Source organism: Halolamina sp., from assembly GCF_036626355.1.
Classification (GTDB): Archaea; Halobacteriota; Halobacteria; order Halobacteriales; family Haloferacaceae; genus Halolamina.
In genome coordinates this window covers 21,945-39,923 of sequence record NZ_JAZKRY010000015.1, presented here as the reverse complement: position 1 = coordinate 39,923, position 17,979 = coordinate 21,945, and the positions used below count along the sequence as shown (strand labels likewise).

21 protein-coding genes, 3 tRNA genes and 1 pseudogene are annotated in these 17,979 nt (G+C 66.1%); 14 read left to right on the top strand and 11 right to left on the bottom strand.

From position 1 onward, the window contains the following. Positions 1–339, top strand: a pseudogene (locus V5A38_RS04050) (ABC transporter ATP-binding protein); the annotation flags it as partial. Next, positions 332–1,123, top strand: a complete 792-nt coding sequence (locus tag V5A38_RS04045; protein ID WP_332324464.1) for an ABC transporter permease subunit — start codon at positions 332–334, stop codon at positions 1,121–1,123. The pseudogene V5A38_RS04050 and the gene V5A38_RS04045, both read left to right, overlap by 8 nt. Positions 1,124–1,302: 179 nt before the next feature. Here V5A38_RS04045 and V5A38_RS04040 read toward each other — a convergent pair. Next, a tRNA-Ile gene (locus V5A38_RS04040) sits at positions 1,303–1,378 on the bottom strand. A gap of 104 nt (positions 1,379–1,482) precedes the next feature. Further along, positions 1,483–1,555, bottom strand: a tRNA-Asn gene (locus tag V5A38_RS04035). A 102-nt stretch (positions 1,556–1,657) separates the two neighbouring features. Here V5A38_RS04035 and cca point away from each other — a divergent pair. After that, entirely contained in the window at positions 1,658–3,088 is a 1,431-nt protein-coding gene (cca, locus tag V5A38_RS04030) for a CCA tRNA nucleotidyltransferase (protein WP_332324463.1), read from the top strand. Between the two features lie 24 nt (positions 3,089–3,112). Here cca and V5A38_RS04025 read toward each other — a convergent pair whose 3' ends face one another. The 3 genes from V5A38_RS04025 to V5A38_RS04015 form a co-directional block, all read right to left on the bottom strand. Beyond that, positions 3,113–4,123, bottom strand: a complete 1,011-nt coding sequence (locus V5A38_RS04025) for a histone deacetylase (RefSeq protein ID WP_332324462.1) — start codon at positions 4,121–4,123, stop codon at positions 3,113–3,115. After that, positions 4,123–4,554, bottom strand: a complete 432-nt coding sequence (locus V5A38_RS04020; RefSeq protein WP_332324461.1) for a histone — start codon at positions 4,552–4,554, stop codon at positions 4,123–4,125. Before V5A38_RS04020 ends, V5A38_RS04025 begins: the two co-directional genes overlap by 1 nt. 318 nt (positions 4,555–4,872) lie before the next feature. Then, positions 4,873–4,945 (bottom strand) — tRNA-Arg (locus V5A38_RS04015). 123 nt (positions 4,946–5,068) lie between these two features. On the opposite strand from V5A38_RS04015, the gene V5A38_RS04010 reads away from it, so the two are divergent. The 3 genes from V5A38_RS04010 (at position 5,069) to radA (ending at position 7,217) form a co-directional block, all read left to right on the top strand. Further along, positions 5,069–5,530 (top strand): hypothetical protein, encoded by a 462-nt coding sequence (locus tag V5A38_RS04010; RefSeq protein WP_332324460.1) that lies wholly within the window; start codon positions 5,069–5,071, stop codon positions 5,528–5,530. 160 nt (positions 5,531–5,690) lie between these two features. Further along, complete coding sequence (locus tag V5A38_RS04005) at positions 5,691–6,083, top strand: hypothetical protein (protein ID WP_332324459.1); 393 nt, start codon at positions 5,691–5,693, stop codon at positions 6,081–6,083. Positions 6,084–6,185: 102 nt separating this feature from the next. Then, positions 6,186–7,217 (top strand): DNA repair and recombination protein RadA, encoded by a 1,032-nt coding sequence (gene radA / locus V5A38_RS04000; RefSeq protein ID WP_332324458.1) that lies wholly within the window; start codon positions 6,186–6,188, stop codon positions 7,215–7,217. A gap of 67 nt (positions 7,218–7,284) precedes the next feature. Here the strand turns inward: radA and V5A38_RS03995 are convergent, their stop codons facing one another. Both V5A38_RS03995 and V5A38_RS03990 read right to left on the bottom strand, forming a co-directional pair. Next, on the bottom strand, positions 7,285–7,512 hold the full coding sequence (locus tag V5A38_RS03995; protein WP_332324457.1) for a hypothetical protein: 228 nt from the start codon (positions 7,510–7,512) through the stop codon (positions 7,285–7,287). A gap of 86 nt (positions 7,513–7,598) precedes the next feature. Beyond that, positions 7,599–7,772, bottom strand: a complete 174-nt coding sequence (locus tag V5A38_RS03990) for a DUF5786 family protein (RefSeq protein ID WP_332324456.1) — start codon at positions 7,770–7,772, stop codon at positions 7,599–7,601. A gap of 134 nt (positions 7,773–7,906) precedes the next feature. On the opposite strand from V5A38_RS03990, the gene V5A38_RS03985 reads away from it, so the two are divergent. The 3 genes from V5A38_RS03985 (at position 7,907) to V5A38_RS03975 (ending at position 10,464) form a co-directional block, all read left to right on the top strand. Further along, a complete protein-coding gene (locus tag V5A38_RS03985) occupies positions 7,907–8,920 on the top strand; it encodes a DUF5784 family protein (protein ID WP_332324455.1) in 1,014 nt (337 codons plus the stop codon). Positions 8,921–8,984: 64 nt separating this feature from the next. Then, complete coding sequence (locus V5A38_RS03980; protein ID WP_332324454.1) at positions 8,985–9,806, top strand: PHP domain-containing protein; 822 nt, start codon at positions 8,985–8,987, stop codon at positions 9,804–9,806. A 136-nt stretch (positions 9,807–9,942) separates the two neighbouring features. Further along, positions 9,943–10,464, top strand: coding sequence for a VTT domain-containing protein (locus V5A38_RS03975; protein ID WP_332324453.1), 522 nt, complete (start codon positions 9,943–9,945; stop codon positions 10,462–10,464). Between the two features lie 45 nt (positions 10,465–10,509). On the opposite strand, the gene V5A38_RS03970 is transcribed toward V5A38_RS03975, so the two are convergent. Continuing rightward, positions 10,510–10,674, bottom strand: coding sequence for a DUF6757 family protein (locus V5A38_RS03970; RefSeq protein WP_332324452.1), 165 nt, complete (start codon positions 10,672–10,674; stop codon positions 10,510–10,512). A gap of 152 nt (positions 10,675–10,826) precedes the next feature. Between V5A38_RS03970 and hemB the strand changes: the two genes are divergently transcribed. From hemB to V5A38_RS03945, 5 genes are all read left to right on the top strand, one after another. Continuing rightward, the gene (gene hemB / locus V5A38_RS03965; protein WP_332324451.1) at positions 10,827–11,870 is read left to right on the top strand and encodes a porphobilinogen synthase; all 1,044 of its coding nucleotides are present in this window, start codon (positions 10,827–10,829) and stop codon (positions 11,868–11,870) included. A gap of 184 nt (positions 11,871–12,054) precedes the next feature. Then, positions 12,055–12,594 (top strand): GNAT family N-acetyltransferase, encoded by a 540-nt coding sequence (locus tag V5A38_RS03960; protein ID WP_332324450.1) that lies wholly within the window; start codon positions 12,055–12,057, stop codon positions 12,592–12,594. An 83-nt stretch (positions 12,595–12,677) separates the two neighbouring features. After that, positions 12,678–14,018, top strand: coding sequence for a glutamate-1-semialdehyde 2,1-aminomutase (locus tag V5A38_RS03955; RefSeq protein WP_332324449.1), 1,341 nt, complete (start codon positions 12,678–12,680; stop codon positions 14,016–14,018). A 90-nt stretch (positions 14,019–14,108) separates the two neighbouring features. After that, complete coding sequence (gene hemC, locus V5A38_RS03950) at positions 14,109–15,257, top strand: hydroxymethylbilane synthase (RefSeq protein WP_332324448.1); 1,149 nt, start codon at positions 14,109–14,111, stop codon at positions 15,255–15,257. Between the two features lie 11 nt (positions 15,258–15,268). Continuing rightward, positions 15,269–16,012: a uroporphyrinogen-III synthase gene (locus V5A38_RS03945; protein WP_332324447.1), complete on the top strand. Its 744-nt coding sequence runs from the start codon at positions 15,269–15,271 to the stop codon at positions 16,010–16,012. A 13-nt stretch (positions 16,013–16,025) separates the two neighbouring features. Here V5A38_RS03945 and V5A38_RS03940 read toward each other — a convergent pair whose 3' ends face one another. From V5A38_RS03940 to V5A38_RS03930, 3 genes are all read right to left on the bottom strand, one after another. After that, positions 16,026–16,478, bottom strand: coding sequence for a nucleoside deaminase (locus V5A38_RS03940; protein ID WP_332324446.1), 453 nt, complete (start codon positions 16,476–16,478; stop codon positions 16,026–16,028). Between the two features lie 241 nt (positions 16,479–16,719). After that, the gene (locus tag V5A38_RS03935; RefSeq protein ID WP_345786271.1) at positions 16,720–17,337 is read right to left on the bottom strand and encodes a TRIC cation channel family protein; all 618 of its coding nucleotides are present in this window, start codon (positions 17,335–17,337) and stop codon (positions 16,720–16,722) included. After that, on the bottom strand, positions 17,337–17,852 hold the full coding sequence (locus tag V5A38_RS03930; RefSeq protein WP_332324445.1) for a nicotinamide-nucleotide adenylyltransferase: 516 nt from the start codon (positions 17,850–17,852) through the stop codon (positions 17,337–17,339). Before V5A38_RS03930 ends, V5A38_RS03935 begins: the two co-directional genes overlap by 1 nt. Between the last annotated feature and the right edge of the window lie 127 nt (positions 17,853–17,979).

Below are 17,979 nucleotides of genomic sequence, written 5' to 3'. Positions count from 1 at the left end.
CTCCGCAACGGGGAGCTCGTGGCGCTCGAGGAGATCGACTCGCTGCTCCGGAAAGGTGGCAAACGCGTCCACGTCCGGAGTCCCGACGACACGCTCGAGGCGGAGCTGCGTTCGATCGACGACGTCATCGATATCTCCACCGCTGGGGAGGAAATCCAGTTCACGTACACCGGCGAGTACAATCGCCTGCTGGCCCAGCTTACGAACTACGACATCATCGATATCGACATCAACGAACCACCGCTCGAGGACGTCTTCATGCATTATTACAGTGGCTCCAGTGGTGATTCGGTACCGGACGACTCGCTGGCTGAAGCAGAGGTGACTGCGGATGAGTGAGACGTTCTGGTACGAAACCGAACGGCGACTCAAAGGAACGGTCGTGTTCGCCGTGGTCGTCAGCCTCTACGCCGTCTTCGCGGTCGGCCTGTTCCCATCGGTAGAAACGGCGAACGTGGATTTCGAGCGGTTGATGGAGTCGTATCCCGAGGCACTCCGGGAAGCGTTCGGTGTGGAGGCGATCGGGACGATCGAGGGGTTCCTGGCCGGCGAACTGTATAATTTCGTCTGGGTACTCCTCCTGGGCGTGTACTTCGCCTACCGCGCCGGTGGGATGATCGCTGCCGACATCGAGCGCGGCCGGATGGATCTCCTGTTGTCGTTGCCCATCTCACGCGCTCGGTTACTGGTCGAGAAGTACGCGTCGCTGATCGTGCCGATCACCGTCGTCAACATCGTCACCGGGATCACCGTCTACGCCGGGACGGTCGTCATCGGCCACGCTATCGATCCAGTTGCGATCGTCATGGTCCACCTTCTCTCGATCCCGTATCTGCTCGCGTGTGCGGCCATCGGACTCGTGTTTTCGGTCGTGCTTGATCGCGCAGACATCGCCCAACGAGCGGCACTCGGCGCCCTGTTCGTGCTCTATCTGATCGAATCCCTGGCAACCAGTACGGAGCAGTTCGAGGCGCTCAAATATCTGAGCCCGACGTACTACTACGCGCCAACCGACGTGCTCGTCAGAGAAAGCTACGCGGTTGTCGATACGGCGATACTGGGTGGGATGGCTGTTGGACTGCTATTCTGTAGCTATCTGCGCTTCAAGAATCGGGATATCTGATCGTCGAAAACACGAACTCTCGTGAGTCCATCGGAGAACCAGGAGTCTCTGTCGGATCGGAATCGAGTGTCCGGAGGATGGGCTCTGGCGGATTTGAACCGCGCGAATACCTCGCTTCGCTCGGCATTCTCTCCTTCAGGCAGTCGTTCGTCACTGCGCACTCCGTTCGCAGGAACTCATGGGCCCTGGCGGATTTGAACCACCGATCACCCGGTTATGAGCCGGGGGCTGTAAACCAGACTGAGCTAAGGGCCCGCTATCTGATAGCAGAGTCAGGATACCCTTTAGCGTATCGGGTCGCGATAGCGTGACGGTACTCGGGCCCGTTGCTCACCGACCATCGTTTTAGCTAAAATCGACGCCGTCGCCAGGGCTCGAACCTGGGACAACCACGTTAACAGCGTGGTGCTCTACCATCTGAGCTACGACGGCTCAGTTTCTCGTACCGCGGTTTCACACATATGGGTTTCGCTTCCGCCCGGTTGGGGCGACCCGACCGACACCGTTTCACCACAGACAGCCGAACGCGGAGTCATGACCCTCGACGCCGTGCTCGAAAGCGTGAGCGAGCGCATAACGCCCGAGGCGGCCGAGCGCGAGCGCCTGCAGACCATCGCCGACGAACTGGCCGAGCGCGCCGCCGACGTCATCGACGACCTGCCCGTCGACGCCGACCCCGTCCTGGTGGGCTCCAGCGCACGCTCGACGTGGCTCGCGGGCGACCGGGATATCGACCTGTTCGTCCGGTTCCCGCCGGGCCTGGAGCGCGAGCGCCTGGAGCAGTACGGCCTCGAAGTCGGCCACGCTGTCCTCCCGGACGGCCACGAGGAGTACGCCGAGCATCCGTACGTCAAGGGCGAGTACGAAGGGTTCGAGGTGGATCTCGTCCCCTGCTACGACGTCGATTCGGCGACGGAAATCCGCTCGGCCGTCGACCGGACGCCGTTCCACGACGCCTATCTCCAGGCACGCTACACGCCCGAACTCGCCGAGGCGGCTCGGCTGTTCAAGCGCTTCACCAAAGGGATCGGCGTCTACGGCAGCAACCTCCGCACCGAGGGGTTCTCTGGCTATCTCGCCGAACTGCTCGTTCTCGAATACGGCGGCTTCCAGCAGCTCATCGAGGCCGTGGCGGAGTGGCACCCGCCCGTTCGGTTCGACCCCCGCGGCGACGGCGGCCCCGCCGAGATTCCACCCGAGGAGGCTGAAGCGGCGACGTTCGACGACCCGCTGGTGGTCATCGATCCGACTGACCCCGACCGGAACGTCGCTGCCGTGCTCTCGGAAGCGAACCTCGCGCGCTTCCAGCACTACTGTCGCGACCTGCGTTCGGCCCCCCGGGAGGCGCTGTTCTTCCCCGAGGAGCCTGAGCCGATGGACGCCACGGACGTGCGCGAGCATCTCACCCGCCGAGCAAGCCACCCTGTTGCCATCGTCTTCGAGACGCCGGATATCGTCGAGGACCAGCTCTACCCACAGCTCCAGCGCTCGCTGGATGGAGTTCGAGGGGAGCTGGGTCGGCGCGGGTTCGACCCGCTCCGGGCCGCAACGTTCGCCAATCGGCCGGGAGAGAAGGAGGCTACGGACGACGAGTCAACCGACGAGGCCGACCACGCCGTCCTCCTCGTCGAGACGAGCGTCGCCGAGCTCCCCGCGGTCGTGCGTCACCTCGGCCCGCCCGTGCACGTCGGCGAGCACGCCCATTTCTTCTACGAGCGCTACGCCGACGACGAGACGGTGTACGGACCGTTCGTCGACGGCAACCGCTACGTCGTGGAGCGGGAGCGCGACCACCGCACGCCCGAGGCGCTCCTCAGGAGCGGCGGACTGTTCGACGTGGCGCTCGGCGCGCACGTCGAGACGGCGCTGCAGAACGGGTACGAGGTGCTCGTCGACGACGAAATCGCGGCGCTTGCCGAGGGGTTCGGCGAGGAGCTTCAGGCGTATTTCGAGCCGACAGTCTGAGCGGGCAGCCAGCAGTCCCGGGGCTTAGAGCCCGTGGATCTCACGAATATCGTCGACGAGGTCGACGACGTCCTCCTCAGGGTCGCCGTCCACGGCGACCGGCTCACGCCCGTCGAACGTCTCGTGGACGATGCCGACGCTCTCGGAGAGCGTATCCAGCCCGTAGCCGCCTTCGAGGATGAACGCGAGGGGGGCGTCGACCCCGGCGGCGAAGCGCCGGACCGTACTCGTGAGATTCGCGTACCCCTCGGTGGAGAGTCGCATCCGGGAGATGGGGTCGTGCCGGTGCCCGTCGAACCCAGCCGAGATGAGCACGAGGTCGGGGTCGAACCGCTCGAAGGCGGGTTCGATAGCCGCCTCGAACACGTGACTGTACTCCGCGTCGCCACAGCCCGCGGTAAGGGGGACGTTCATCGTCGTCCCCTCGCCCGCGCCCTCGCCAGTCGCCTCGAGTTCACCCGTTCCGGGGAAGAGCCCCCGCTCGTGGGTGGAGGCGTAGAACACGTCGCTGTCGTCGTAGAGAATCTCCTGCGTGCCGTTGCCGTGGTGGACGTCCCAGTCCCAGATGGCGACCCGGTCGACGTCGTTATCCGACCGATCGATAGCGGTTCGTGCGGCAACGGCGGCGTTGTTGAAGAAACAGAAGCCCATCGCCTCGTCAGATTCGGCGTGGTGGCCCGGCGGCCGACCGATCGCGAACGGGGTCTGGCGGCCGTCGGCGCCGTCGAGCGCCGCCACAGCGGCCCAGATAGCGAGTCCGGCCGATTTCCGCGCCACTTCGTAGCTTTCTTCGCTCGCGATGGTATCGGGATCCCACTCGCCGCCGCCGTCCTCGCAGAACTCGCGAACGGCCTCGATATACTCCTCGTCGTGGGCACGAGCGAGCGCCTCGGGCGTCGCACGGTCGCCGTCGACGTAGCTCACCTCGTGGCGGCCTTTCAGCCCCTGGCGGATGGCCCGGAGCCGGTCGGGCGACTCCGGGTGGCGGGCGCCGGTGTCGTGGTCGAGACAGCGGTCGGAGTAGCCGAACTGCATCACTCGAACAGCTCGAAATACGTCTCGATGTCGTCTGCCTGGACGGTTCGTCTGTCGGCGTGTCGTGCGAGCTTCGCCGCCGCGCGGGCGACGTTATCGGCATAATCTCCGAGGATGTCCGCCAGCGCGATGCGGGCTTCCATCGACACTCGGTAGCGGTCGTGGATGCGCAGGCGCGCGATGCGGTCGACGGGGGCGACTGGCAGTTCGACATCCTCGCGCTCGATCACCTGTTCGACGCCGAAATCCGTCGCCATCAGCGTCTTTCGGCCATCGGTCGTCGCCTGCTCGGCGGCCGCCTCGGCTAGTTCGGCGCCGTGGTCCTGGATGCGTGCCGCGAGCGCCTCGGCGGCGCCCGCGCTCACTCGGAGCCCGTCGGCGTTGCGCCGAATGATGTCGTCGACTGGGGCGAACGGCAACTCGACGGTCATACACACAACCCTGTGCGTTGGCGGTAAAACGCTTCCCTTCGCACGCTCAGCCCGTGAGGAGCGAGGAGAACCTGTCGCTACGGTTCAGTATTTCGGGGACGAGAAGCGGTGACACAGCTGTGAGCGTTCGGGAGACCAGGGGCGCGCCGGGTCAACGGAGTTCGCCATCGCTCGCGGTTTGGCGGCATCAGAAACGTCCGGACGGAGATTTGAACGCGAGAGACTCACGATGTTCGTCTCTCTGGCTGCAAATCTCCGCGACAGCCGTTTCGCTCCAGGGGCTCCTCGCTGTCGCTCGTCGCCGTCGTTGCGTGAAAACGTCCGGACGGAGATTTGAACTCCGGTCCCTGGCTCCGCAAGCCAAGAGGATAGTCCACTACCCTACCCGGACTCACCTGAACAGACGGGCAAGCCGCATAAGTCGGTTACGGTCTGGCCCCCGCCGTGCTCCGGTTACACAAAGAGCGTTTTGTCCATCCATCGTCCTTATGAAAGTTGCCGTCGACCGCCAACTATGGAGCGTCGAACCTACCTCACCACTATCGTGACAGTGCTCGCCGCGACTGCCGGGTGTACCGGGGGGTCCACCGGCGACACCGCGCCGACCGAGAGTCCAACCCCGACCCCGGCCCAGCCTCGTATCACTAAGTACTCACTCGAAGGGCGAGAGAACTGCGACGAGCAGGGGGCGGCCGACATCGCCGTCGATGGCCAAGCTGTCGTCATCGAGGGCTGTATCGTCGGCAAGGACGGCTGTCAGCTACCCGTGCTCGACGGCGTGGTCCACGAGGCTGACGAACTCGAAGTGCGCGTGACAACCGAGAAACGCACCGACGCCGACGTGTGTACCCAACAGCTCGTCGACCTCCCCTACAGAGTCACAGTGACGTTCGAGACCGGTCTCCCGGGGACGACGCGGGTGATCCACGACGGCGTCGACGGTGAACGGCTGGCCGGAGAAGCCGAAACCAACTAAGCGAGAGGGAGGCGTGGGACTAAACTCTCGTCACCCAAAGCGAAGCCATGGGCATTCTCGACGCGGTGAACTCCGTGCTGGGCGACGAACTCGACATCGCAGACCACGAATTCTACTGGGACACGGACCGGCCTAACAGTCCCGACCGCTACCCGTGGGTATGAGTTCGAACCACCCGGCGGTGTACGACCATTTCCGACCGAGAGAGGAGGTAGAAGGCGATAGCGGAGCGGGAACCGCCGGCCCGATTTTCCGCATCGTCGGCGCCCAGAACGACGCGGCGACGCTGCTCCGCATTACCGACGCCGACGGAAACCGGGAGGCGACAGGTGACGTCCGGCACGTCCCGCTCGACCGCCTGCAGCGGGAGTTCATCCCTGCGGAGAACCCCGATGCGGGTTGGGGATGGATGGAGTATTTCGCCGCCCTGCTCGTCGTCGTCGGCGTCGCTGTCGCCGGCCACCCTGCCTTCGACCTGCTCACGGGCACACTCCTGGTCGTCGCCGGACTCTACACGCTCTGGCGACGCGGAGCGCTGGCGCTTCCGGTTTGAACCTTTGCTAAGCGCGTGTGAACACCCCGCTCACGTGGTTCAGTTTCAGTTCCACTCTGCTGTTAACGAGGGTTTATCCCCAGGGACGCACAAGCTCGGTGTATGGCAGAAGACGACCTCGAAAGCCTCCCCGGCGTCGGACCCGCAACCGCTGACAAGCTCACTGACTCGGGCTTCGAAAGCTTCCAGAGCATCGCCGTTGCGAGCCCCGGCGAGCTCTCGAACACCGCAGACGTGGGTGAGTCCACCGCCTCCGACGTCATCAACGCCGCGCGCGAGGCCGCCGACATCGGCGGCTTCGAGACCGGCGCGACCGTGCTCGAACGCCGCGAGCGCATCGGGAAGCTCTCGTGGCTCATCGACGACGTCGACGACCTGCTCGGCGGCGGGATGGAGACCCAGTCCATCAGCGAGGTGTACGGTGAGTTCGGGTCCGGGAAGTCCCAGGTCACCCACCAGATGTCCGTCAACGTCCAACTCAGCAAGCAAAACGGTGGCCTCGACGGCGGCTGTATCTTCATCGACACCGAGGACACGTTCCGCCCCGAGCGGATCGACGACATGATCCGGGGCCTCGACGACGAAATCATCGCCGAGGAGATGGAGCGCCGCGAGATCGAGGGGTCACCCGGCGACGAGGAAGCGATGGAGCAACTGCTCGAATCGTTCCTCGACCACATCCACGTCGCGAAGGCGTTCAACGCCAACCACCAGATGCTGCTGGCCGAGAAAGCGCTCGAACTCACCCGTGAGAACGAGGGCACCGAGAAACCGATCCGCCTGCTCTGTGTCGACTCGCTCACGGCCCACTTCCGCGCCGAGTACGTCGGCCGTGGCGAACTCGCCGAGCGCCAGCAGAAGCTGAACAAACACCTCCACGAACTCGACAAGGTCGGCAACCTCCACAACGTCGCCGTCCTCGTCACCAACCAGGTCGCCTCCAACCCCGACTCCTACTTCGGCGACCCGACCCAGCCCATCGGCGGCAACATCCTCGGCCACAAGTCCACCTTCCGAATGTACCTGCGCAAATCGAAGGGCGACAAACGTATCGTCCGCCTCGTTGACGCGCCGAACCTCGCCGACGGCGAGGCCGTCATGCGCGTGCAGGACGGCGGGCTCAAGCCCGAGTAAGGGCGAAGACAGCGGTCGCGGGTTTCGCGGTTGTTCATTTCGGACGGCTCGGCGTCAGACAGCCGCGCTACTTGTCTGCGGCGTAGGGCGGCAACGCCGCAACGTCCTCACGCGTCGCGTCGTGGTCGTCGGGCAATCGCTCGATACAGTCGAAACAGAGGAAGAACTCGGAGCCGTCAGCGAGCTCGAGATCCATCCCGTCGCTCGAGCCGTCGTTGCTGAACGACCAGAAGTCGCCGATCCCGCCGCCGATACGGACGCGCCGGCCACAGCCATCACAGTTATCGGACGCCATTGGCGGGTCTACGGGACGGAGCCGTTTAGACGTGTGGCGCAGGGCAGTCGCTAACGGGGTGAGTTCTCCGAGAACGAGATGGGAGCTCAGTCTTCTTTGATCTCCTGGAACTGGTCGAGTAGCTCTTCGGCTGAGTCGCCGGAATCGTAGCTTACAGTGCCCGAGAACTGCTCGGGGCGCTCCTCGAACTCGGCATCTGCCTGGGAAGTTAGTTCCTCGCGACGCTCGTGTTCACCCTCGTCATAGGCACCAAATGCCATGGTATAACCTCACTTAGGTGGAATGTCGCATATACATATCGGTTGGTTTCAATAATTCCGTGTCTGGTGGAAGGACGTAAGACCGCTGGAAGCGCACCGCAGTACGTAAAGCCCCCGGGGCGTTGGACACACACGTGGCGAAGCCGCTCCGTTTCCGACACGCACCAGGCTCGTGGTCCGAACAACGAGTCCGAAACGAACTGCTGCAGGCGCTCGACGCCAATCTCGGCGCCGAGATGGGCCGCCCGTGGCACAAACCGCCCAGTGGCTACGAGGCCCTGCGGTTCGAGATGGAGAACGGGGATATCGCACTCTTCTGCTGGACCGACGGCGCCGGCTACTGGCTCGGCAACACCGAGACGCCGTCCGCGCTCTGGCGAACCGACAAGATGGGGCTGGAGGAGGCCCCCTCCGAACTGAAACGCTGGGTCGAGCGGGAGCTTTTGGCCCAACTCGAGGAAGAATCGCCGTGGCTCAAGCCGTACCCGCATCTCTCGTGGTTCTTCCTCCCGGTGTTCCTCTCGAAGGACGGCCGCGAGACGACCCGAGAGTTCTTCGAGGAGCACGCCGCGGGGTTTCCCGACGCCGACCGCGACGAGACGCTCGCGTTCTACGAGGAGCTACTCTCGACCGGCGCGCTCGACGAGTACCGTGAGACGATGGCCGGGAAGCTCGGCACCTCCGAAACGCTCGATCTCACCCGGATGTCGGCGACGATGGGGGAGTTCAACGCCGCCTACGTCCTGCTCGAGGCGGGCTACGAGGTGACCCCGGAGGCCGCAGTGACGACCGGTCACTCCATCGACTACCAGGTGAACCGACCGGGCGACGACGAGTCCTCGCTGGTCGAAGTGACCCGGCCGCTGCCCCCGAAACACCGCGCTGCGGGCTCACCTATCACCGCCATCCGAGAGACGGCGGAGACCAAATCCAGTGGGCAGTTGCAGGAGCACGGTGGCGGCGTGACGCTGTTCGTCGACTGCTCCTCGTTCCCCGACGACGACTGGCAGGCCATCGCCGGCGAGCGCCCGGAGGTGCGCCATCGCCCGGCAGTCGTCTTCCGTCTGCGTCCCTCTGGCCACGTGGAGGGCTACCGGAAGGGGGGGCTGCCGCTCGACCTCGACTCCGCGATCGAATGGGTCGAGTGAGGGCGCAGACGTTCGGAGTACCGACACCACAAGCGGTTTGTTCTGTGGCCAGCGACGAGCGATCATGAGCATCGTCGCCGACCTCCACACCCATACGACCGTCTCGGACGGCACCCTCACCCTCGAGCGACTGGTGCGCCTCGCTAACGAGGCAGATCTCGACGCCGTCGCCGTGACGGACCACGACCGCTACCACCCCAAGCTCTCCAACCCCGTCGAGCGCCGGCCCGGCGTCACCGTCGTCCGCGGCATCGAACTTCGGGTCGAGGCCGGCGACCAGCGGCTGGACCTGCTCGGTTACGGGCTCGAACCGACGCCCGAACTCACCGCCGAGATCGAGCGCATCCAGCAGGACAGAATCGACCGCGGCCGGCGCATCATCGAGAACGTCGAGTCCCATCTCGGCGTCGACCTGGAGATCGAGCCCCGCGAGGGGCTGGGGCGCCCGCACATCGCCCGTGCCGTCGTCGAGAGCGACGCCGACGACGACGAGTTTGGCGCGGTGTTCGACGACCTCATCGGCGAGAACGGTCCGTGCTTCGTCAGCCGGAACGTCCCCGAGTTCGAAACGGGCCTGGCGCTTCTCGAGGACGCCTGCATGCTGGTCGGGCTGGCGCACCCGCTACGGTACGGCGATCCGGAGGCTGCGCTGGCCCGAGCGGCAGACCTCGACGCCGTCGAGCGCTACTACCCCTACGACCGCCCGCTCTCGCCAGACGAGCCCGATGCGCTTGACCCGCTCCCAGTCGAGAACGCTATCGCCGAGCACGACCTCCTGGCGACTGGGGGTAGCGACGCACACGAAGAGGAACTCGCCAGCGACGGCCTCCCGGCGCTTGCCTGGGAGCGCGTGCGGGAGCACCTTCCCGAACCGGTCGAGAGCTAAGGCGGCCGGCGGGGGTTGGCAGCCGCGGAGGCTACGACGGTGGAGGCTGTGAGGATAGAGACTGTCGACGGCGGCGGCTGGTGACGGATGAACCAGAGCAGAAGGGCTTTACTGCGGGACACTGCTACCAGCAGTCGTGAGCGAGCACCTCCTCAGCGAGATTCCCGGCTGGCTCCAGTCGCTGCTGAACTCGGAGTTGGCGCTGGTGGTGCTGCTAGGCGTGTTCGTGCTCGAGGGGGCGATGCTGATGTATTTCGTCCCGAGCGAGCTCCTGGTTCCGGGCTCGCTGCTGCTGCTGGGCCACAGCCCCGAACAGCTGCTGTCGGTGCTTGGCGTCGCGGTGCTCGGCGCCACGATCGGCCAGTATCTCCTCTTTCGACTGGCCAAGCGCGGCGGTCGCGAGTATCTGCTGCAGAAACGCTGGTTCCGCGTGAGCGACCGCGCACTCACCCGGTTCGACGGCTGGTTCGACCGCTGGGGCCCCATCGCCGTCACGGGGAGCAACGCGATGCTGTTCACCCGCGGAATGTTGACGGTGCCGGCGGGGCTCGCCAGAATGGAGGACCGGCGCTTCGTCGCCCTCTCGGCTGTCGGGACGCTGCTGTTCGAGTCGATGCTCGCCGCGCTCTACGTGTTCGGCGTCGATCTGCTCTGGTGAGGAACGGTCGGCCCAGCGACCAGCCGACATTCCAGGGCGATGGCGTTATTCGGCCCGGTCGATCTCGGTCCGCTCGCGGAGCGCCTTCAGGCTCTCGTCGTCGGTCAACTCCTCGACGCGCTCCTGGAAGTGGCGCTCACAGAGCCCAACCTTGACCCCCTCCGTCGCCGCGGCGTAGACGGCGTCGTCGTCACAGTAGTGGCACTTCATGGCTGTTCGTACGCCGGCCAGCGGGTTAAGAATGCGGATGGTGGCTCGTCAGAACGACGGGAGAGCGGTCGCCGTTCCGTGCCGCTACCGGTCTGAACTCCGGGGTTCCCAGCAAACGAATCGGTTTTCCCCTCGGCTGCCAACGTACGGCTATGAACCGACCTCACGGCGACTCGGCGCTCGGGCGCGATGACGCCCGCCGGCCCCGGCGCCTGCGCGCCGACGGCGTCCGGTCGCTCGTCAGCGAAACGTCGCTCTCGCCGTCGGACCTCATCGCCCCGGTGTTCGTCGACGCCACCACGACGGAGCGCCAGCCTATCGAGTCGATGCCCGGCCACGAACGCGTCCCGCTTTCCAACGCGGTCACTCGCGTCGAGGAGGTGCTCGCGACGGGCGTCGAGGCGGTGATGCTGTTCGGTATCCCCGAGTGGAAAGACGAGCGCGGGAGCCGCGCCTACGCCGAGGACGGCGTCATTCAGAAGGCCGTCCGGCGGGTGAAGCGAGAGACTGACGCGTACGTCATCACGGACGTCTGTCTCTGTGAGTACACCGAGCACGGCCACTGCGGGCTCGTCGAGCACACCGCCGGGGAGGACCCACCCGTCGCAGCACGGAGCAGCGAGGAACCCGGGCTCACCGTCAGAAACGACGAGAGCCTCGACCTGCTCGCCAAGGTAGCCGTCTCCCACGCCGAGGCGGGCGCGGATATGGTCGCACCATCCGCCAGTCTCGACGGGATGGTCGGCGCGATCCGGCAGGGTCTCGACGACGAGCGGTTCGACCAGGTGCCCATCATGTCCTACGCCGCCAAGTACGAGTCGGCGTTCTACGGCCCGTTCCGCGACGCCACCGACGGCGCGCCGTCTTTCGGCAACCGCCGGCACTACCAGATGAACCCCGCGAACGCGCGGGAGGCCCGCCGGGAGGCGGAACTGGACGTGACGGAGGGCGCCGACGTGCTGATGGTCAAGCCCGCGCTCCCGTACCTGGATATCGTCGCCGACGTGCGCCGCGAGCACGACCACCCGGTGGCGGCGTACAACGTCTCTGGCGAGTACGCAATGTTGCACGCCGCCGCCGAGAAGGGGTGGCTGAATCTGGAAGCGGTCGCCCACGAATCGTTGGTGTCGATCAAACGGGCTGGGGCGGACCTGATTCTGACGTACTTCGCCGAAGACGTGGCTGGGTCGTTGTAGCCACGCTCCAGTCTCTCGACTGGCCACGGTATCGGCTCTCGACGGAGTTCGTCGCACTCGAAGCGGGGCGGGGGATCCGGTCTGTCACTCCAGTTCGGGCCAGCGCTTGGGCTGTATGTACTGTATTAGGAGATGGGAAGCATATGCCCAGAGTACTCTTCACTGTCCGGCAGTTCTCACCGATATGGTGGTCGAAGAGGCCTTACAGTTGGTTCAGGACCGACTCCGTCGCCAGCCCACGACGCAGGAAACGCCCCCGGTTCGGTTCACCGACGAGGCGAGCCGCGACCTGCAGTTCACTGCCTACCGCGAGTCGGATTTCGACGCGCTGGTGGAGATGTACGACGGGTTCGATCCGGCCTGTCGGGCCCAAGGCGTGCCGCCGATGGGCGAAGAGCGAATCCGCGACTGGCTCTCGGACATCCTGGGCGGGCCGAACGTCGTCGCGCGCGACGGCGATCGGATCGTCGGTCACGTTAGTTTCGTCCCCGACGGGACCGGCCGTCACGAACTCGTCATCTTCGTCCACCAGGCCTACCAGGAAGCGGGTATCGGTAAACGGCTCCTCGGCGTCGGCATGGGCCACGCGAAAGCGGCGGGCGCGAGCTACGTCTGGCTCACGGTGGAGAAGTCGAAACCACATCTCCACCGGTTCTACAGTCGCGCCGGCTTCAGCGCGGTGAACCCGATGGGCGCGAGCCACCGGATGTCCCGGACCCTGTGACCCGCGGGTCGCCGAGTTCCCAGTAACCGGCCCTGTCGACGGAACCCGACAGGTTCTTTCGGTCCCCGCGAACAGTCCAACCTATGAATCACGAGCGCTCCGGCGAACTCTACGACCGCGCGCTATCTGTCATGCCTGGCGGGGTCAACTCCTCGGTCCGGGCGGCTATCGAGCCGTTCCCGCCCTTCGCCGAACGGGGCGATGCGGGCCACCTCATCGACGCCGACGGCAATCGCTACATCGACTGGGTGATGGGGCTTGGCCCGCTGCTGCTGGGCCACGACACCCCCGAGTCCGTGCAGGCCGAGATCCAGCGCCACGCGAGCCAGGGGCCGATGTACGGGATGCCGACCGAGATCGAAGTCGAGCACGCCGAGTTCGTCGCCCGGCACGTCCCCAGTGTCGAGATGATCCGCTTCGTCAACTCCGGCACCGAGGCCACCGTCTCGGCGACGCGGCTCGCGCGGGGGTACACCGACCGGAAGAAGATCGTCGTGATGCAGGGCGCCTACCACGGCGCCAACGACTCCACCTTAGTGGAAGGCGACATCGAAGAGCGCAGTCCCTCCTCGGCGGGCATCCCCGCAGCGTTCGCCGAGCACGCCATCCCCGTCCCGTTCAACGACGGCGAGGCCGCCCGCAAGGCGTTCGAGAGCCACGGCGACGACATCGCCGCCGTCCTCGTCGAGCCGATTCTCGCCAACAAGGGCATCGTCCACCCGGTCGACGGCTACCACGAGATGCTGCGTGACCTCTGTGACGACAACGGCTCGCTGCTCATCTGGGACGAGGTCATCACCGGCTTCCGCGTCGGCGGCCTCCAGTGCGCCCAGGGGAAGTTCGGCATCGAACCCGACGTGACGACGTTCGGCAAGATCATCGGCGGCGGGTTCCCCGTCGGCGCCATCGGCGGCAAAGAGGAGATCATCAGCCAGTTCACCCCCTCCGGCGACGTGTTCCAGGCCGGAACGTTCTCGGGGCACCCCGTGACGATGGCCGCCGGACTGGAAACGCTGCGATTCGCCGCCGAGAACGACGTCTACGAGCACGTCAACGAGCTTGCAGAGCAGCTCAGAACGGGGCTCACCGAGATCCTGGCCGAAGAGGCACCCACCTACACCGTCGCCGGCACCGACTCGCTGTTCAAGGTCATCTTCACTCGCGAGGGCCCCGACAACCTCTCGGGCCAGTGCGAGGGCGGCTGTCAGCAGCGCACGGAGTGTCCGCGATTCGACGACTGTCCGAAGACCGGTGCCGACGTCGCTGCCGCCGAAACCGATCGCTGGCGCCGCCGGTTCTGGCCGGCGATGAAGGAGCGGGGCGTCTTTCTCTCTCAGAACCAGTTCGAGTCCCAGTTCGTCTCCTACGGCCACACCGAGGAGGACGTCGAGGAGACGCTTGCGGCCTATCGGGAGGCGCTGTAACTCCCTCCGGGAGACGAACCAGCCCTGACCCGTTCCGGAACACGCCACGCGAACGCACTCCTTTTCCCCGCCGCTCTCCCACTCAGCACTATGAGCACCGACAGGACCCTCCGCCTCGCGACCCGCGGGTCCGCCCTCGCCCGCCGGCAAGCTGCCATCGTCCAGGAACGGGTCGGCACCCGTCGTCGCCCCGTGGAACCGGTCGAGGTCGAGACCGAAGGCGACCGAATCCGGGACGAACTCATCCACCGCCTTGGCCGAATCGGCGCGTTCGTCCACGCACTGGATCAGGAGGTCGTCGAGGGTGACTGCGACGCCGCCGTCCACTCGATGAAGGACATGCCGACGGAGTTCGCCGAGGGGGTGGTCATCGCCGCCATCCCCGAGCGCGCGTCCGCTGGCGACCTGCTCGTCAGCGAGGACGGCCGGGAGCTCGACGAACTGCGCAAGGGTGCCGTCGTCGGCACCTCCTCGCTCCGGCGCACCGCCCAGCTACTCAACGCGCGCCCGGACCTCGATGTGCGGCCGCTCCGCGGGAACGTCGACACCCGCATCGAGAAGCTCCTCGCTCCGGAGCTCCAGCGGGAGCACGAGCGGCGCCTCGGGACCGAGGAGGACCTGGAGAGCAAGGAGATGCGGGAGTACAACCTCGACCCCGAGGGGGTACTCGACGACGAGAACGAGGACCTCGAGGACGGTGACGAGGAGTACGAGATGAGCGTCGAGGAGTGGTTCGATAGCCTCTCCGAACTGGAACGCAACGCGATGAGTCAGGAGCCCGACCACGAGTACGACGCCATCGTGCTCGCGGACGCCGGGCTCGAGCGCAGCGGGCTGAAACACCAGATCGGGACGAACCAGCTTCCGGAAAACACGTTCGTGCCCGCTCCGGCCCAGGGTGCCATCGCCATCACCGCCGTCGACGACGACGTGGTCTCGCGCCTGCAATCGAAGCTCGACCACCCGCCAGCTCGGGTCGCGACGACCGTCGAGCGCACGGTGCTCTCGGAGCTCGGCGGTGGCTGTGTCGCCCCGCTGGGAATTCACGCGAAAGTCCAGGGCGAGCATGTCAACGTCCGCGCGCAGGTGCTCTCGACCGACGGCACGGAGGTCGTCGAGGGGAACCGTGACCTCCCCATCGAACATCACGTGACCGCCGCAGAACGGTTCGCCGCCGACCTCGCTGAACGCGGCGCGAAGGAACTGGTCGACGCGGCCCGCGAAGAACGCGAGGAGTAGGAGGCGCGAAAATGAGCCAGGAGGGACGCACAGCCGTGTTTCGCCCCGACGACGGTCGACTCGAGGCCGCGGCCGACCTGCTCGACGCGCTCGGTGCGACGCCCGTGCCGGACCCGATGCTCGAAATCGAACCGACCGGCGAGCGCCCGCCGGCTGCTGACTACGTCATTCTCACCGCTTCGACCGGCGTGGATATCCTCGCCGACGCCGGCTGGGAGCCGGGCGACGCGGTGCTCTGCTGTATCGGCCCGTCGACGGCCGAGGCGGCCCGCGACGCCGGCTGGACTGTCGACCGGGTTCCCGAGCAGTACGACTCGGCGGGGATGGTCGAAGAGCTCCACGGCGACGTCGACGGCGCATCAGTCGCCGTCGCCCGCTCGTCCCACGGGAGCGAGACGCTGCTCGACGAGTTGCGCGAGGCCGGCGCAGACGTGACCGAGACGGTGCTCTACCGGCTCAACCGCCCGGAGAACTCGGGCAGGTCAGCAGAGATGGCCGCCGAGGGGGACCTGGAGGCGGTTCTGTTCACCTCCTCCCGCACCGTAGAGGGGTTTCTGGACGCGGCGGCCAAGCGCGGTATCCGAGCGGAGGCGGTCGCTGGGCTCGCTGATGCGGTCGTCGGCGCCATCGCTGAAGGGCCCGCAGAAACTGCCCGCGAGCACGGCATCGACGTAGATATCGTCCCCGAGGAGGCGGATTTCGACCTGCTGGCGACGGAAGTCATCGAGCAAGCGGTGCCGAGCTACCGGGAGTAGCAGCGGTCCACTGTTACCGGTACTCTTCGTGGACCTTCTCGCCTTCCTGCTTCAGTACGTCCGGAAGCACCTGAGTCCCGCCGCCCGCCTCGAACACCTGCGTCGAGGGGAGCCGTGCGCTCCCACCCTTGAGTTCGGCGGCGCGCCTGCCGGAGACGCTGTAAGCGACGGCACGGAGCCCCGCGATATCGATGCCGCCGGCACACATCGGGCAGGGCTCGGTCGAGGTGTACATCACCAGTTCATCTGCGTCGTCGCGCTCGTTCGCCGCGCGACGTGCGAGCGTGAGTTCCGGGTGGAGCGCGATGTCGCCCTGGGAGTTGGTGGCGTTGCGTTCCTCCATCACGATCTCGTCGTCTTTGACGAGCACGGAGCCGTAGGGACCGTCGCCGCGCTCGGCGGCCTCGTGGGCCAGTTCGATGGCGCGCTGCATGTGGGACTCGTGGTCGAAGGGATCGAGGTCCATGCCGGTACTGGGGCCGGGAGCGGCGTATAGCTTCGGTCCGAACCGGCTGAGAGCACCGGCGATCGTCGTCACCTTGGTCGCGCTCATGCTCGCCAGGCACCAAGAGAAGGGATCGTCGAGCTCCTGCTGGCCGTCACACTGGTGCTCCCGAGTAAACTGCGCTACTGGAGTCGAGTGAGGGCCGAGAAGCGAGTTCCCGGGAGCCTGGCACGGTGAGCGGGCCGAGCCAGCCAGCGAGCGCTCAGAGCGTCGGCAGCCGCCAGTCGTAGCGCAACGCGCCGAGCCTGAGCGTCAGCACGGCCCCCGCAGCGAGCAGCGTCGTCGTGCCGCCATCGACGCCCGCCCGCGCGGCGACCCACGCGACGATCCCGCCGACGACCGCCGGAGTCGCGTAGAAATCCTCCCGCAGGACTGCAGGGACGCGGACGAGCAGCAGGTCCGAGAGACTCCCGCCGCCGACACCGGTGAGCGTCGCGACGACGACGATGCCGAACAGTGTGAGTCCCGTCTCGATACCGACGGCAGCGCCGGTGGCGGCGAACGCCGCGAGACCAACTGCGTCGGAGAGCAGCAGCGCCGGTGTCTCACGGGGGTCGTCACGGAGCCGAATCGAGACGATGACCGCGAGGACGATCCCGAAGGCGGCGAACAGCACCTCCACGTTCGACTGGAGCGAGGTCGGGACGCGGCCGACCAGCAGGTCACGGATGGTGCCGCCGCCTAACGCTGTGAGAAAGCCGAGCACCACGATGCCGAACAGGTCGAGGCCAGCAGCGCGGCCTTTCAGCGCGCCGGCGGCGGCAAAGGCGACGAGTCCGACCGCGTTCATCGCCGCGAACGCGATACCTGCGTCGACCACTACTCCTCGCTGGCGTCGGTGTCCGCGATGCGGCGGATGCGCTCGACGCCGTCGACCTCGTGAATTGTCTCGACGACAGCGTCGGGAACCAACGACTCCCAGTCACCACCGGTGATGAGTCGCTCACGGATCTCGGTCCCCTCCAGGACGTCGCGCTGGAACATGTGGGACTGGCGAACGTCGACGCCGGCCTCCTGGAACAGCCTGACGACGAGCGGGTTGTTGGAGTAGGCAACGTCGAAATGTGGGGTCATCGAGCGGACGTGGCCGACCCAGACGGCGTTCCGGTCGAGGTCCTCGATCGGAACGACGTAGGTGGTGATATCGATGTCCTTCAGTGCTTTCGTCACCATCATCACGCGCTCCCCGGCAGTGAACGGGTTGCGCGTCGTGTGGGAGTCGCCCGCCGAGCCGATGCCGACGACGAGTTCGTCGAGCTCCTGGGCGATTTCCGCGACCATCCGTTGGTGGCCGTCGTGGTACGGCTGGAACCGGCCGATGTAGAACCCCCGCATACTGGCTGTTTCCCGTCGGTTCGACATAAAAACGGCGAGTCTACCGAACACAGGGGTTTATAAGCAACTGTCGATCTCTCGCGATCCGATTTCGAGCGCTTCGAGTGCTCAGACTGGCGTTTACGCG